General features: G+C 63.5%; 14 protein-coding genes. All 14 read right to left on the bottom strand.

What is annotated here, in order from left to right; all coding sequences use genetic code 11:
- Position 1: 1 nt before the first annotated feature.
- Positions 2-1,315: a TRAP transporter large permease gene (locus LRX75_RS00590; RefSeq protein ID WP_231811279.1), complete on the bottom strand. Its 1,314-nt coding sequence runs from the start codon at positions 1,313-1,315 to the stop codon at positions 2-4.
- On the bottom strand, positions 1,312-1,824 hold the full coding sequence (locus LRX75_RS00585) for a TRAP transporter small permease (RefSeq protein ID WP_231811278.1): 513 nt from the start codon (positions 1,822-1,824) through the stop codon (positions 1,312-1,314). The genes LRX75_RS00590 and LRX75_RS00585 overlap by 4 nt, the downstream gene beginning before the upstream one ends.
- A 52-nt stretch (positions 1,825-1,876) precedes the next feature.
- Complete coding sequence (locus tag LRX75_RS00580; RefSeq protein ID WP_231811277.1) at positions 1,877-2,851, bottom strand: C4-dicarboxylate TRAP transporter substrate-binding protein; 975 nt, start codon at positions 2,849-2,851, stop codon at positions 1,877-1,879.
- Positions 2,852-3,026: 175 nt separating this feature from the next.
- Positions 3,027-4,304, bottom strand: coding sequence for an L-fuconate dehydratase (locus tag LRX75_RS00575; RefSeq protein ID WP_231811276.1), 1,278 nt, complete (start codon positions 4,302-4,304; stop codon positions 3,027-3,029).
- 29 nt (positions 4,305-4,333) lie between these two features.
- On the bottom strand, positions 4,334-5,179 hold the full coding sequence (locus tag LRX75_RS00570) for a fumarylacetoacetate hydrolase family protein (RefSeq protein WP_231811275.1): 846 nt from the start codon (positions 5,177-5,179) through the stop codon (positions 4,334-4,336).
- A gap of 42 nt (positions 5,180-5,221) precedes the next feature.
- The gene (locus tag LRX75_RS00565; protein WP_231811274.1) at positions 5,222-5,956 is read right to left on the bottom strand and encodes an SDR family oxidoreductase; all 735 of its coding nucleotides are present in this window, start codon (positions 5,954-5,956) and stop codon (positions 5,222-5,224) included.
- A gap of 10 nt (positions 5,957-5,966) precedes the next feature.
- The gene (locus tag LRX75_RS00560; RefSeq protein WP_113148686.1) at positions 5,967-6,416 is read right to left on the bottom strand and encodes a MaoC/PaaZ C-terminal domain-containing protein; all 450 of its coding nucleotides are present in this window, start codon (positions 6,414-6,416) and stop codon (positions 5,967-5,969) included.
- Between the two features lies 1 nt (position 6,417).
- Positions 6,418-7,530 carry a Gfo/Idh/MocA family protein gene (locus tag LRX75_RS00555; protein WP_231811273.1) on the bottom strand — a complete coding sequence of 371 codons (1,113 nt, stop codon included), beginning with the start codon at positions 7,528-7,530 and terminating at the stop codon, positions 6,418-6,420.
- Positions 7,523-7,852 carry an L-rhamnose mutarotase gene (locus LRX75_RS00550; RefSeq protein WP_113148684.1) on the bottom strand — a complete coding sequence of 110 codons (330 nt, stop codon included), beginning with the start codon at positions 7,850-7,852 and terminating at the stop codon, positions 7,523-7,525. The genes LRX75_RS00555 and LRX75_RS00550 overlap by 8 nt, the downstream gene beginning before the upstream one ends.
- Before the next feature lie 9 nt (positions 7,853-7,861).
- Positions 7,862-8,977, bottom strand: coding sequence for a mandelate racemase/muconate lactonizing enzyme family protein (locus tag LRX75_RS00545; RefSeq protein WP_231811272.1), 1,116 nt, complete (start codon positions 8,975-8,977; stop codon positions 7,862-7,864).
- A 1-nt stretch (position 8,978) separates the two neighbouring features.
- A complete protein-coding gene (locus LRX75_RS00540) occupies positions 8,979-10,088 on the bottom strand; it encodes an ABC transporter ATP-binding protein (RefSeq protein ID WP_231811271.1) in 1,110 nt (369 codons plus the stop codon).
- A 4-nt stretch (positions 10,089-10,092) separates the two neighbouring features.
- Complete coding sequence (locus LRX75_RS00535) at positions 10,093-10,959, bottom strand: carbohydrate ABC transporter permease (RefSeq protein ID WP_231811270.1); 867 nt, start codon at positions 10,957-10,959, stop codon at positions 10,093-10,095.
- Between the two features lies 1 nt (position 10,960).
- On the bottom strand, positions 10,961-11,854 hold the full coding sequence (locus LRX75_RS00530) for a carbohydrate ABC transporter permease (protein WP_231811269.1): 894 nt from the start codon (positions 11,852-11,854) through the stop codon (positions 10,961-10,963).
- Positions 11,855-11,973: 119 nt separating this feature from the next.
- Positions 11,974-13,212: a type 2 periplasmic-binding domain-containing protein gene (locus tag LRX75_RS00525; protein ID WP_231811931.1), complete on the bottom strand. Its 1,239-nt coding sequence runs from the start codon at positions 13,210-13,212 to the stop codon at positions 11,974-11,976.
- Positions 13,213-13,401 lie beyond the last annotated feature (189 nt).

Below are 13,401 nucleotides of genomic sequence, written 5' to 3'. Positions count from 1 at the left end.
GCTATTGAACGGCGGCGGTTCCGTAGATGAGGTTCGGCAGCCAGAGCGAAAGCTGCGGGAAGAGGCTGAGCACGCCGAGCAACACCATCATCATGGCGAGGTACGGCAAAACCTCCCGCGCATAGGCCATCATCGAAACTTTCATCACCATGGACGAGATATACATCAGTCCGCCGACGGGCGGGGTGATGCCGGCAATGGTGAGGTTGGTGATGAAGATGATGCCGAAATGGACGCGATCGATATGGACGCCGTCGATGATCGGGATGAGCATCGGCGTCAGAATGATGAGCGCCGCCGAGCCCTCGATCGCCGTGCCGATGACGAGCAGCATGAGATTGATGAGGAGCAGCATGACGAGCGGATTGCTCGTCGCACCGCCGAGCCAGCCCGACATCGCCTGCGGCACCTGCTCCCAGGCGAGGTAGAAGCCGAAGGCGGCAGCCGCGCAGATCATCACCATGACGACGGCGGAATCCCGCACGGCCTCCGCCAGCACCTCGGGGATCTGGCGCACGGTGAATTCGCGGTAGCCGAAGATCGCAACGAAAAGGACATAGACGACGACCACGGCGCCGGCTTCCGTCGTCGTGAACAGGCCGTAGCGCGTGCCCGCGAAGATGACGACGGGAATGGAAAGGGCCCAGAGCCCATCGATCAGCGCGGTGCGCATCTCCGCGCCGGTGGCGCGCCTGTCGCGCAGAGAGCGATAGCCGCGCTTGCGGGCGATAAAATGCGTCGTGATCATCAGCCCGAGCGCCAGCACGAGACCCGGGATGACGCCGGCCGCAAACAGCCGCCCGATCGATGTTTCCGCGAGAAAGCCGTAGACGATCAGGCCGATCGACGGCGGGATGAGGCTGGTGATGATGGCGGCGGACGAGGTGATGACGGCAGCGAAGGCCCGGCTGTAGCCACGCTCGGCCATCTGGATGCCGAGCGTCTTCGCCAGCATCGCGGCATCCGCATTGGCCGACGCGGTCAGGCCGCCGAGTAGCGTGGCGAGCACGGTGCACATCTGCGCCAGCGCGCCCGTCATGTGCCCGACCAGCACGTCGGCGAGCGTCAGGAGCCGTCGCGTGATGCCAGACGCATTCATGATGCAGCCGGCCAGCACGAAGAGCGGCAGCGCCAGCAAGGACACGGACTGGCTGCCTTCCGCCATCTCCTGCGCGAAATTGGACAGGGGGATCATGTCCATGTTCAGGAAGAAGAAGGTCAGTGCGCCGATCGCCAGCGCCCAGGTGATCGGCGTCGATAACAGAAACAGGACGACGACGACGAGCGACGGGCCGGCCAAATGGAAGAATGTCATATGATCGAATCCACGATGCGGTGCGTGCGCGGCCGCCAGGGCCGCTCGACGATGAGGTGTTGCAACAGCATGCCGGCAGAGGCGATGGCCAGCGGCGCATAGGCAATGCTGCGGGACAGATCGAGCGCGATGGTGTGCACATTGCGCGAGGTCCAGGCCTGCCAGACGAACAGGCCGGTCATCAGGACGAAGAAGGCGGTCAGGAGCCCATAGTTGAACCAGCGGATTCCGTCCTGCCAGCGCTCCGGCAATGCGGCGACCAGGACGTCGATCGCGGCGTGGGTGCCGAGACGCACGCCGGCAACCGCTCCGAAGAAGACGAGATAGGAGAAGGCGAGGATCGCAAGCTCGTAGGTCCAGGCGGCCGGCTGCGGAAAGATGTAGCGGCTGACGATGCCCCAGAGGATGGAGACGACGATGACCAGTAGGGCAACGACGCCCACGGCCTCATCGAAACGTCGAAGTCTCCAGAGCGGCGGCTCGATCGAGATTTGGTCAGGAATGTCCATGAAAGCTCCCGGCAGGGGACAGCCCGGCCTGTGTCCGGCCGGGCCCTCGCCCTTACTGCATGGTGGCCTGAATGCGCTCGAACATGCCCGGCGTCAGGTTCGGCACCTTGCCATAGGCGGATTTCGAGGCCTCGATGAAGGCGGGGACGTCCACATCCGAGACGATCTCGACACCGCTGTCGGCCAGCTGCTTGGCATAGCCATCGTCGGTCTCGATCGTCATCTTCGTCAGATCGACGGCGATCCTCTGGCCTTCCTCCGTCAGCACTTTCTGCAGGTCTTCCGGCAGGCTGTTGTAGAAGCTGGCCGAGGCAACCCAGGCGGTGAACATGACTTGATGGCCGGTCTTGGAGATGACCTTGCGCGTCTCGTTCAGCTTCGCGCCGGCGATGGAACCGAACGGGCCTTCCGCGGCATCGACCACGCCCGTCTGCAGCGCATTGTAGACGTCGCCCCAGGGAAGCTCCGTCGGGCGGGCACCGTATGTGGCGAATGTCGCCATCATGATCGGCGAAGACGGCACGCGCACAGTGACGCCGGCGAGATCGGCCGGGGTGCGCACCGCCTTGTCGGCGATGATGTGTCTGTATCCGAACAAGCCATTCGGCATGATGATCTTCAGGCCCTTGGCCTCGAGCTTTGCCGAGAGCTCCGTGAACACGTCGGAGGCAAACAGCTTGTCGCTCGCTTCGATGCTCGGGTAGACATAGGGGCCGGCGAGGATCGACATATCCGGCTCGAACTGCCCGAGCTGACCGTAATCCGTGGCGCTGAGCAGGCTTGCGCCGCTCATGACCATCTCGTTGACCTTCTTCTGCGCACCCAGCTGGTCGCCCGTCATGACGGTGATGGCGATGCGGCCACCGGAACGCTCGCCGACGCGCTCGGCATAGAGCTTCATCGCCTTGACGATCGGTTCGTTCGGATTGACCTGCGAGGTTGAGAACCGCAGGCTGTATTCCTGCGCCTGCGCCACACCACAAAAGGATAGCGCCGCCAGTGCGGACGCGACGAGCATGCTCTTCATGAGACCCTCCACTGCCCGGGCTCCTCCCCTGGCATCATTCATATACGAATAGATCTGTTATGAAAGAATATTCACTGGCGGTCAAGGCGTAAGTACCGACCTCCTTTTCAGACGCAAAAAGCCGGGCTGCGAACAGCCCGGCTTCTGTGTTAACGCAGTCGTCGATCCGCCGCGTTCAGCCCTTGAACGTATAATCCGCGATCGATTGCGCCTTCATCTCGATGGAGAAACCCGGACGGGTCGGCGGCATGTAGGCCGCGTTCTCGATGATGCAGGGCTCAAGAAAATGCTCGTGCAGATGGTCGACATATTCGATGACGCGATCCGTCTTCGTGCCGGAAACGGCCACATAGTCGATCATCGAGAGATGCTGCACATATTCGCAGAGACCGACGCCGCCGGCATGCGGCCAGACCGGCAGCTGGTACTTCGCGGCGACGAGAAGCACGGCCAGAACCTCGTTCAGCCCGCCCATGCGGCAGCTGTCGATCTGCACGATATCGATCGCGCCTTCGGCGATGAACTGCTTGAACATGATGCGGTTCTGGCACATCTCGCCGGTGGCGACCTTCACGGGGGATATCGCCTGGCGGATCTTGCGGTGGCCGGCGACGTCATCCGGGCTCGTCGGCTCCTCAATGAAGAAGGGCTTGCAGAAAGCGAGCTGTTTGACCCAGTCGATGGCTTCGCCGACTTCCCAGACCTGGTTGGCGTCGATCATCAGATAGCGATCGGGGCCGATGACCTCGCGGGCGATCGTGAGGCGGCGGATGTCGTCCTCGAGATCGCGTCCAACCTTCATCTTGACGTGGTTGAACCCCTCGTCGATGGCCTCCTGGCAGAGGCGGCGCAGCTTCTCGTCGTCATAGCCGAGCCAGCCGGCGGACGTGGTGTAGCAGGTATAGCCCTCTGCCCGCAGCACCGCCATGCGCTCGGCCTTGCCGGGCTCGGCGCGCTTCAGGATGTCGATCGCCTCGTCGCGCGTCAGCACGTCGGTCAAGTAGCGATAGTCGACAATGTCGGCGATCTGCTCGGGCGACATCTCGCTGACCATCTGCCAGACCGGCTTTCCCGCCTGCTTGGCGAGCAGGTCCCAGACCGCGTTGACGACGGCGCCGGTCGCCAGATGCATCGCGCCCTTTTCCGGCCCGATCCAGCGCAGCTGACTGTCGCTCGTCAGGTGTCGCCAGTAGCGGCCGGGGTTTTCCAGCACCGTCGAAAGCTCCGTGCCCACGACGAGATGCCGCATCGCCTGGATGGCCATGCAGCAGATCTCGTTGCCGCGACCGATGGTGAAGGTCAGGCCATGACCGCCAAGACCGGGCGTGTCCGTGTCGAGAATGACATAGGCTGCCGAGTAATCCGGATCGGGATTCATGGCATCCGAGCCGTCGAGGCTCTGGGACGTCGGAAAGCGCAGGTCGAACACGCGCAGATCTGTAATGCGGGTCATGGGGGCTCCGGAGAGAGAGGCGATGAGATTCAGGCGTCGGCGCGGGCGGTCTGGCGCTGCGAACCGAGACCGTCGATCCCCAGCTCGATGACGTCGCCGGGCTTGAGGTAGCGCGGCGGCTTCATGCCCATGCCGACACCCGGAGGTGTGCCCGTGGAGATGATGTCGCCCGGCTGCAGCGACATGAACTGCGAGAGGTAGGAAACGAGATAGGCCGCGCCGTAGACCATGGTCTTGGTCGTGCCGTCCTGCATGGTCTCGCCATTGACCTTGAGCCAGAGGCGCAGGTTCTGCGGATCGGGAACCTCGTCCTTCGTCACCAGCCACGGACCGGTCGGCCCGAACGTGTCGCACGACTTGCCCTTGGTCCACTGGCCCGAGCGCTCGGTCTGGAAGGCGCGTTCGCTGACGTCGTGGATCGTGCAATAGCCGGCGACATAATCGAGCGCTTCGTCTTCGCTGACATATTTCGCCTTGCGGCCGATGACGATGCCGAGTTCGACCTCCCAGTCGGTCTTTTCCGAGCCGCGCGGGATGAGAAGATCGTCGTTCGGGCCCGAAATGGCCGACGTCGCCTTCATGAAGATGATCGGCTCCGGCGGCACGGTCGCGCCGGTCTCCGCGGCGTGGTCGGAATAATTGAGGCCGATGCAGATGAACTTGCCGGTGCCGGCAACGCAGGCGCCGAGGCGCTCCTCTGCGGAGACCAGCGGCAGCGAGGCCGGATCGACGGCGCCGAGCTTCGCCAGGGCATCGGGATCGATGGATCCGCCGGAGAGATCGGAGATGTGACCGGAAAGGTCGCGAATGGCACCGGTTGCGTCGACGAGACCGGGCTTCTCGGCGCCCTCGGCACCGTAACGAACGAATTTCATGGCAGTATCCTTGCGGTTTTCAGCTGAGAGGCGAGCGGTCGGTCAAATCGACCAGCCACCGTCGATGGCATAGGCCTGGCCCGTGGTATACGTGGCGCCGGCGAGATGGACGGCAAGATCGGCGATTTCCTCTGCCGTTCCAAGCCGGCCCATCGGCTGGCGGGCGATGAAGGCGGCGCGCGCCGTCTCGTAGTCGCCCTGGGCACGCATGCGCCCTTCGAGCGAGGGGCTCTCGACCGTGCCGGGGCAAATCGCGTTGCACCGGATGCCGGCGGCAACGTAATCGGCGGCGACCGCCTTGGTGAGGCCGATGACGGCAGCCTTGGTCGTGCCATAGGCGAAGCGGTTCGGCACACCCTTGATGCTGGAAGCGACAGAGGCCATGTTGATGATGGCGCCATCCTTGCGCTCGATCATGCCGGGCAGCACCGCGCGAATGGTTCGGATCATCGCCTTGACGTTGAGGTCGAAGGCGAACTCCAGGTCCTTGTCGGCCATCTCAAGGATCGAGCCGGAATGGACGACGCCGGCGCAATTGAAGAGCACATCCACCGCGCCGACCTCCTCGACCAGCGCCGTCACGGCAGCGGCGTCGAGCACATCGAGCCTGTGCGTCAGGATGCCGGGCTCGCCGGCGATTTCGGAGAGAATGTCGAGGTTGATGTCGGTTGCGTGCACGGTAGCACCCGCCTTGGCAAAGGCGAGAGCGGTCGCGCGCCCGATTCCCTGGGCCGCGGCTGTGATCAGCACCGTCCTGCCCGTCATTGTCGTCGTCATGGTTTCGTCCTCACTTCTGTTTTCGTTCGACGAGCAGAATGTGGTCTGCCGCCAGCACGACCTCGTCGCGCTGGTTCAGCACCTCGCACCGCTCGATCACCCGGCCCCTGTCGGCGCGCTTGGGATCATCCTCCCTGGCGGAGATCGTCACCCGCGTCCTGATCGTATCGCCGATATGAACCGGGCGCACGAATCTCAACCTATCGTAACCGTAGGAAAAGGCGACAGGATTGATGAGCGATGCGGTCATTCCGATGCCGATCGAGAAGATCATGGTGCCATGCGCGATCCGTTGCCCGCCGGGCAGGGTCCGTGCGAATTCGCTGTCCATATGGTGCGGAAAGAAGTCGCCGGTATGACCTGCATGGACGACGAAATCCGTCTCCGTCATGGTTCGTCCCGTCGTCAGCCGCTGGTGGCCGAGCTCGTAGTCTTCGAAATAGAGCGTCTGCTCGATCATCTCATGTCTCCGGCAGCGCGCGCACCGGCGTCGCGGGCTGGGCGCTGGATTGATAGGCGGCTTCGACCAAGGCCATGGTCCGCCAGGCGTCGTCCACGGTGCCGACGAGCGTCTCGTCCTCGCCGCTCGCAAAGCGCTGGAGGTTTGCCATGCGGCCGATGAAGGCGTCCGGAAACCATGTGCCTTCCAGCGGAATCTCGACCCAGCCGTCACCGCCTGCGGGAGAGATCCACAGTTCGTCCGGCTCGCCCTTGGGATAGTCGAGATTGACGCCAAGCTTGACGTAGGCCGCCCCTTTGGTGCCGCAGATGCGGAATTCGCAGGCCTGGAATTTTCGGCCGAAATCATGGTCGTGATTGATCGACAGCGCGCAACGCACGCTGTCGCCATAGTCGAGAATCGCGCTCGTTCGCGTCTGCGCGACAGCGTGCCCGGGGTGTCCGATGGTCTTTGCGTGAACGCCCAGCGGTTCGCCCAGCAGGCTGCGCACGAGATCGAGATAGTGGATCGAGTGCATGGCGATCTCGATCCGCGGCAGCCCTTTCAGGAAAGGCCACAGGCCCCAGGGCGTCGCCAGTGCGACGTGAGCGTCGACATCCACGACATCGCCGAGCAGCCCGCGCCGGATGGCATCCTTGAGCGCCAGCATCATCGGCGCAAAGCGAAGCTGGAAGTTCACGGCAGCATGGAGCTTGCGCTTCCGGCAGAGGTCGAGGATCTTGGTCGCCGCATCGAGATCGGCCCCCATCGGCTTCTGGATCAGAGCGTAGGAACCCTGTGGAATCGCCCCGAGAATATGGGCATGCGCCGCGGGCGGCGTCGCCAGATCGAAGATCGCGCCGTCGACCGCCGCGGCCTCCTCCATGGACGCATAGGCCTCGACACCCCAGCGCGCCGCCATCGCGTGCGCCTTCTCCCGATCCGGGTCGTAAAGCCCCGCCACCGGGAAGCCGGCTTTCCTGTAGGCGGGAAAATGTGCGTCGCCGACAATACTGCCCGCGCCGAAGATGACGATCGGGCGCGGACGGCCCGGCTTCGGCCACCATTGCTGCAGGCTCGCGGGATCGAAAGGCGCGTTGCCTTCGCGTGTGTCAGTCAAGCGGGTGTCAGTCATGATGGAAAACCTCCTCCATCATCGCCCACCATTCCCCCTCTTTGCGTGTTTCCAGCGGCTTCTGGCAGGGCATGCAGACGGCCCACCAGTCCTGATTGCGCGGATCGGCCGCCATCTTCGCCATATCCGCCGCGAAATCAGTGCCGATATAGGTCCAGGTGCCGAACAACAAGTTCTCCGGCTCTTTCAGAAAGATCGAATAGTCTGTGATGTTGCAGGCCGAAATGAGCGCCAGGATCTCCGGCCACACCGCCGCATGTAGCGCCTTGTATTCTGCTATCTTGTCCGGCTGCAGCCCGATGACCATTCCCATCCGTTGCATCGCGACCTCCTATTGCGCCGTGATATCGCGTGTGAACTCGGAAACGCTCTGCGCCTTGACCGCCTCCCAATCCCAGGCGATGCCGAGGCCCGGCTCGCTCGGCGCGATCGCCCGGCCGCCGCGGATCTCCATGCCCTTCGTCGTGAGGTCGTCGAGCTGCGGGATATATTCGACATAGCGCCCGTTCGGCACGGCGCAGACGAGGCTGACATGCAGCTCCATCAGGAAATGCGGGCAGACCGGGATGTCGAAGGCTTCGGCGGCATGCGCGACCTTCAGCCACGGCGTGATGCCGCCGATGCGGGCGACGTCCACCTGCACGATCGAGCAGGCGCCCTTCTGCATATATTCGCGGAAGTGGCGGATGGAGTAGATGGATTCGCCGACCGCGATCGGCGTCGACGTCGCGCGCGTCAGGCGGATGTGCCCATCGAGATCGTCGGCCGGCAGCGGCTCCTCGATCCAGGCGAGATCGAACTCCTTCAGCCGCTCGGCCCGCCGGATGGCTTCGTCCACCGTAAAGCCCTGATTGCAATCCGTCATGATCTCGAAGCCGTCGCCCAGGGCCTTGCGCATCGCGGAAAGGCGGGCGACATCCTCCGAACCATGCGGCTTGCCGATCTTCACTTTCGAGCCGGCGAAACCTTTCTCCTTGGCCTGCAGCGCATCGTCCACCAGTGCGCCCGCCTCGATGTGCAGCCAGCCGCCTTCGGTGGTGTAGAGCGGGCAGCTTTCGCGTGCACCGCCGGCAAGCTTCCAGAGCGGCAGGGTCTGCTTGCGGGCGCGCAAGTCCCACAGCGCCGCATCGATGGCCGCCAGCGCCAGGGCGCTGATGGCGCCGATGGTGGTGGCGTGGGTGTGGAACTCGAGCGTGTGCCAGATCGCCTCGATCCGGTCGGCGTCTTCGCCGATCAGGACGGGCGCCAGATGATCGGCCAGCAGCCGCATGACGGAGGAACCGCCGGTGCCGATCGTGTAGGAATAGCCGGTGCCCGTCGCGCCATCGCTGTCGGTGATGGTGACGATGGGTGTTTCCTGGCTGACAAAGCTCTGGATCGCATCCGTCCGCTTGACCTTCGGCTTCAGGTCCACCATGCGCAGTTCGACACGCTCGATCCGGGCCATGTCAGATCTCCCGGGCTGCGGCCAGGCTGCGCCCGGTGTCGGCCGAAAACAGATGCGCCTGCGAGAAGTCGAAGCTCATGGCGATCCGTTCGCCGGATTTGAGCGTTCGGGGATTGAGCATCCGCGACACCCATTCGCGTCCCGCAAACTCCACGAAGACGAGCGTTTCGTTGCCAAGCGGCTCGGTGATCGAGACAGGCAGCGTCACCTCGTGGACAGCGCCGTCGGTTCCGGAACTGAGGCCGTGACCGCTCGGGAATATATCGTCCGGACGTAGGCCGAAGACCACCTTTTCGCCCTCCGTCACGCGATCCGCGAACTGGTGGGGCAAAGGAAGGCGGTCGCCGTTGGCAAAGACCAGTTGGCCCGACGCCACCCGCGCTTCCTCCATGTTCATCGGCGGCGAGCCGATGAAGCCCGCGACGAAGCGGCTAGCCGGTCGCTTGAACACTTCGTCGGGCGTGCCGACCTGCTCGATGTAGCCATCGCGCATGATGACGATCCGGTCGGCGAGCGTCATTGCCTCCACCTGATCGTGCGTCACGTAGACGACGGTGGACTGCACCTTCGCATGCAGCTTCTTGATCTCGGTGCGCATCTGCGTGCGCAGCTTGGCATCGAGGTTGGAAAGCGGTTCGTCGAACAGGAAGACTTCCGGGTGCCGGACGATGGCGCGGCCCATCGCCACGCGCTGGCGCTGGCCGCCGGAGAGCTGTGCCGGCCGCCGTTCCATCAGCGCGTCCAGCCCGAGAATCGCGGCGGCCTCGTTGACCTGCCGGTCGATCTCGCTCTGCGGCTGTTTGGCGATCTTGAGCGAGAAGCCCATGTTCTCGCGCACGGTCATGTGCGGGTAGAGCGCATAAGACTGAAACACCATGGAGATATTGCGGTCGCGCGGCGGCAGGTCGTTGACGACGACGCCGCCGATCTCGATCGCCCCGCCCGACACGCTTTCGAGCCCGGCGATCATGCGCAGCGTCGTCGATTTTCCGCAGCCCGAGGGTCCGACGAGCGCGACGAACTCGCCGTCCGCGACATCGAGATCGATGCCGTGGACGACCTGCAGGGCGCCGTAGGATTTGACCAGTTTCTTGAGAGAGACCTGAGCCATGCAATTAGCCTTTGACAGCGCCGAATGTCAGACCTGACACAAGGTGCTTTTGAATGGCGAAGGTCAGAGCCAGCGCCGGGAGGATCATGATCACCGCCAGCGCGCACATGCCGCGCCAGTCGATGGTGAATTCGGAGGTGTAATCGAGCAAGCCGACGGGCAGCGTCTTGGAGGTGACCGATCGGGTCAGCTGCGAGGCGAGCGCATATTCGTTCCAGCAGGTGAGAAACGAGAAGATGCCGGCGGATGCGATGCCGGGGCCGGCCAGCGGAAACTCCACCTGCCAGAAGGCCTGCCACCGCGTGCAGCCGTCGATCTGGGCGGCTTCCGCCAGATCCCGCGGCACCTGCCGGAAGAACCCGTCGATCAGCCAGATCGTGAACGGCACATTGAGCGCGACATAGGTCAGGATGAGCCCGAAATGCGTATCGATGATGCCGATGCGGGAATAGACGATGAAGAGCGGCAGCGACAGGGCGATGCCGGGCACGGAGCGCGTCAGCATCAGGCCGAGAAACGCGCCGGACTTGCCGCTAAAGCGGAAACGCGCGAAGGCATAGCCGCCGGACATGCCGATGGCGAGCGCGATGACGGTGGAGGTGATCGACACGATCAGCGAATTGCGGAAGTAATCCCAGATCGGAATGCCGCCCTGCCCCACGCCGCCGAACATGGCGCGATACGCATCGAGCGTGATCTCCTGCGGGATCCAGACCGGCGGCTTCGCCATGATCTCGACCGTCGGGCGCAGCGAACTGAGCACGATCCAAAGGCCCGGCAGGCAGATGACGAGCATCGCCAGGAAAAGCCCGATCAGATAGGCGACGTTGAGAACGCGGCGTTTGAGGCGCTGTTTGGAGTTACGATCCATCTTACCACTCCGCTCCGATCTGGGTCCGGGCGGCGGCGAGCTTCCGGAAGAAATAGACGGTGAACAGGATCGACAGGAGGATCGAGACGTAGGCCATGGCGTTGGCGAGGCCCATCTGCGCATCCGAATAGGCGGTGCGGCCGACGAGCGTCCAGATCAGCTCGGTCCGTCGCGCCGGCCCGCCATCCGTCATGATCTTCACGATGTCGTAGGCGCGTGCAATGTCGAGCGAGCGGATGGTCATGGCGATGTAGGCGAACGGCATGACGAAGGGCAGCGTGACATAGCGGAAGGTCTGCCAGGCCGTGCAGCCATCGACCTTCGCCGCTTCCACCGGCTCCTGCGGCATGGCGAGAAGGCCTGCGAGAATGAGGATGGCGAAGACGGAGGTGGAGGACCAGACCTCGGCGGCGACGATGGCAAACAGCGCCAGATTGCCGTCGATCAGCCACGGGATCGCCTGGTCCGTCAGGCCGAGCGACTGCAGCGCGTTGTTCACGAGGCCGACATTGTCGTTGAACATGAACTTGAACTGGAAGCCGACCAGAACCGGAGAAAACATCATCGGGAACATCATGATCGTGCGCAGCACGCGCTTGCCGCGCGTCGCCTTGTTGACGAGCAGCGCTAGGCCGAGGCCGAGGAGCATTTCCAGATTGAGCGCGATGGTGAGCAGGACGATCGTGCGCACGAACGCCGCCCAGAAGACGCCGTCCGAGAGAATGCGCTCGTAATTGCGAAAGCCGGCCCAGACCCAGAGGGTGGCCGGGCGCGTCAGTCGGAACGGCGTGAAGCTGGAATAAAGCGACAAGAGCAGCGGCAGCAGCACGACAGCCGCGAGCACGACGAAGGCCGGCAGCAGAAGAAGAACCGGCGTTGAGAGTTTTCGAGACATGCTGTGGCACCTGACGGCCGGCGACATTGCGCGCCTGGCCGATCGAGAAAAGAGCGCGGCGACATGCGCCACCGGATCCTTCGCCCGCAGGCACTGCTGCGGGCGAAGGCGAGGCGGCGTCAGAGGGCGCCGGCATCCTTGAGGATGGTGGTCGCTTTTTCGGCGGCCGCGTCCAGCGCTTCCTTCGACGTCTTGTCGCCGAGGATGGCGGCCTGAAGCTCGGGATAGACCGTGTTCGAGATCTCGATCCATTCCGGCGTCTGCGGCACGGCAAAGGCACCCTTCGCCGTCTCCTGGAAGGTGCTCAGCACCTCTTTCTTGTAGGGGTCGGAGGCGGCCTGCTCGATATCCCAGGCCCAGACGGCGGTGCGGGTCGGCAGGGTGCCGTTTGCGGCCTCCAGCTTCTGCGAGTCCTCATTGGTCAGGAACCAGACGAGCGAGGCGGCCGCTTCCTTGCTGGCGCAAGCCTCGGTGATGGAGAAGCCATGATGGCCGGACCAGCCCGTTCGCTTGCCGGAGGAGCCCTTCGGCGCCACGGTGACGCCGACATTGCCAGCGACCTTGGACGACTTCGGGTCATTGAAATACGTCGCCCATCCGGGCCAGTCGAGGTTGAGCCCGACCGTGCCCGAGGCAAAGCCCGCGCCAAGCTCGTCCCAGAGATAGTTGGTCGTGCCGGCGGGAACCGCCTTTGCCTTGTAGAGATCGACGAACCAATCAAGCGCCCGGACACCGGCCTCCGAATTGAAGGCAGGCTTGCCCTCCTCATCCAGATAGGCACCACCCTCGGCAATCAGCATTTCATAGAAACGGCCGTTGATCGCCTCTTCCTTGCCGGCAAACTGCGTGCCGTAGAAGTTCGGCGGGGCGGCGAAGAACTTTGCCTGATCCGATACTTGGCTCCACGTGTCCGGCGGCGCGAGATCGTAGCCGTACTTTCCCTTGAACGCCGCCTTCTTGGCATCATCCGTATAGAGGCTCTTCTGGTAGTAGAGCGCCGACACGTCGAACTGCGCGCGCGGCAGCATCACCAGCTTGTCGTCGATGGTGGAGGCCTTGATGACGGTGTCGACATATTCGCCGACGATCTCCTTCGGCACCAGCGTGTTCAGATCGACATAGAGATCGGGATATTGCGGGGCGAAGGACGAATGGTTCGAGCCGACGCACCAGGAAATCGACCCCGAGGCGATGTCGGACTTGATCTCCTTGTCGAGCTCGAAATGGTTCTTCTTGGAGAGCACGTTGACCTTCGCACCCGTCGCCTTCTCCCATTCCGCGATCCGCGCATAGAGCGGCTCGTATTGCTGACCACCGATCAGCTTGGCGTCGATCGTGACGCCATCGAATTTGCCCATCAGTTCGGCCGCACCGGCTGCGCCGTGCGCCAGAACGAATGCCACGACGCCGGATGCGGCGCCACACAGCAGCTTGTTCATCAGGTTCCCTCCTCCGGGTGCACTCCTCCTCAGGAGCACGATCTCTCATCTGCGAGAAACTCATTCATATACAAACAACATTCTCGCGCATCGTCAAGCGACAACTTT

The sequence above is a fragment of the Rhizobium quercicola genome (assembly GCF_021168455.1).
GTDB lineage: Bacteria > Pseudomonadota > Alphaproteobacteria > Rhizobiales > Rhizobiaceae > Ferranicluibacter > Ferranicluibacter quercicola.
Note: the sequence above shows the minus strand (reverse complement) of the source record. Positions and strands in the feature narration are given on the sequence as shown.

Bases quoted from the DNA above. Each gene is read 5' to 3' on its own strand.
- LRX75_RS00550 (WP_113148684.1), bottom strand. From the start codon at position 7,852: ATGCAACGGATGGGAATGGTCATCGGGCTGCAGCCGGACAAGATAGCA.
- LRX75_RS00530 (WP_231811269.1), bottom strand. From the start codon at position 11,854: ATGTCTCGAAAACTCTCAACGCCGGTTCTTCTTCTGCTGCCGGCCTTC.
- LRX75_RS00580 (WP_231811277.1), bottom strand. From the start codon at position 2,851: ATGAAGAGCATGCTCGTCGCGTCCGCACTGGCGGCGCTATCCTTTTGT.
- LRX75_RS00590 (WP_231811279.1), bottom strand. From the start codon at position 1,315: ATGACATTCTTCCATTTGGCCGGCCCGTCGCTCGTCGTCGTCGTCCTG.
- LRX75_RS00545 (WP_231811272.1), bottom strand. From the start codon at position 8,977: ATGGCCCGGATCGAGCGTGTCGAACTGCGCATGGTGGACCTGAAGCCG.
- LRX75_RS00540 (WP_231811271.1), bottom strand. From the start codon at position 10,088: ATGGCTCAGGTCTCTCTCAAGAAACTGGTCAAATCCTACGGCGCCCTG.
- LRX75_RS00575 (WP_231811276.1), bottom strand. From the start codon at position 4,304: ATGACCCGCATTACAGATCTGCGCGTGTTCGACCTGCGCTTTCCGACG.
- LRX75_RS00535 (WP_231811270.1), bottom strand. From the start codon at position 10,959: ATGGATCGTAACTCCAAACAGCGCCTCAAACGCCGCGTTCTCAACGTC.
- LRX75_RS00585 (WP_231811278.1), bottom strand. From the start codon at position 1,824: ATGGACATTCCTGACCAAATCTCGATCGAGCCGCCGCTCTGGAGACTT.
- LRX75_RS00565 (WP_231811274.1), bottom strand. From the start codon at position 5,956: ATGACGACGACAATGACGGGCAGGACGGTGCTGATCACAGCCGCGGCC.
- LRX75_RS00560 (WP_113148686.1), bottom strand. From the start codon at position 6,416: ATGATCGAGCAGACGCTCTATTTCGAAGACTACGAGCTCGGCCACCAG.
- LRX75_RS00555 (WP_231811273.1), bottom strand. From the start codon at position 7,530: ATGACTGACACCCGCTTGACTGACACACGCGAAGGCAACGCGCCTTTC.
- LRX75_RS00570 (WP_231811275.1), bottom strand. From the start codon at position 5,179: ATGAAATTCGTTCGTTACGGTGCCGAGGGCGCCGAGAAGCCCGGTCTC.
- LRX75_RS00525 (WP_231811931.1), bottom strand. From the start codon at position 13,212: ATGGGCAAATTCGATGGCGTCACGATCGACGCCAAGCTGATCGGTGGT.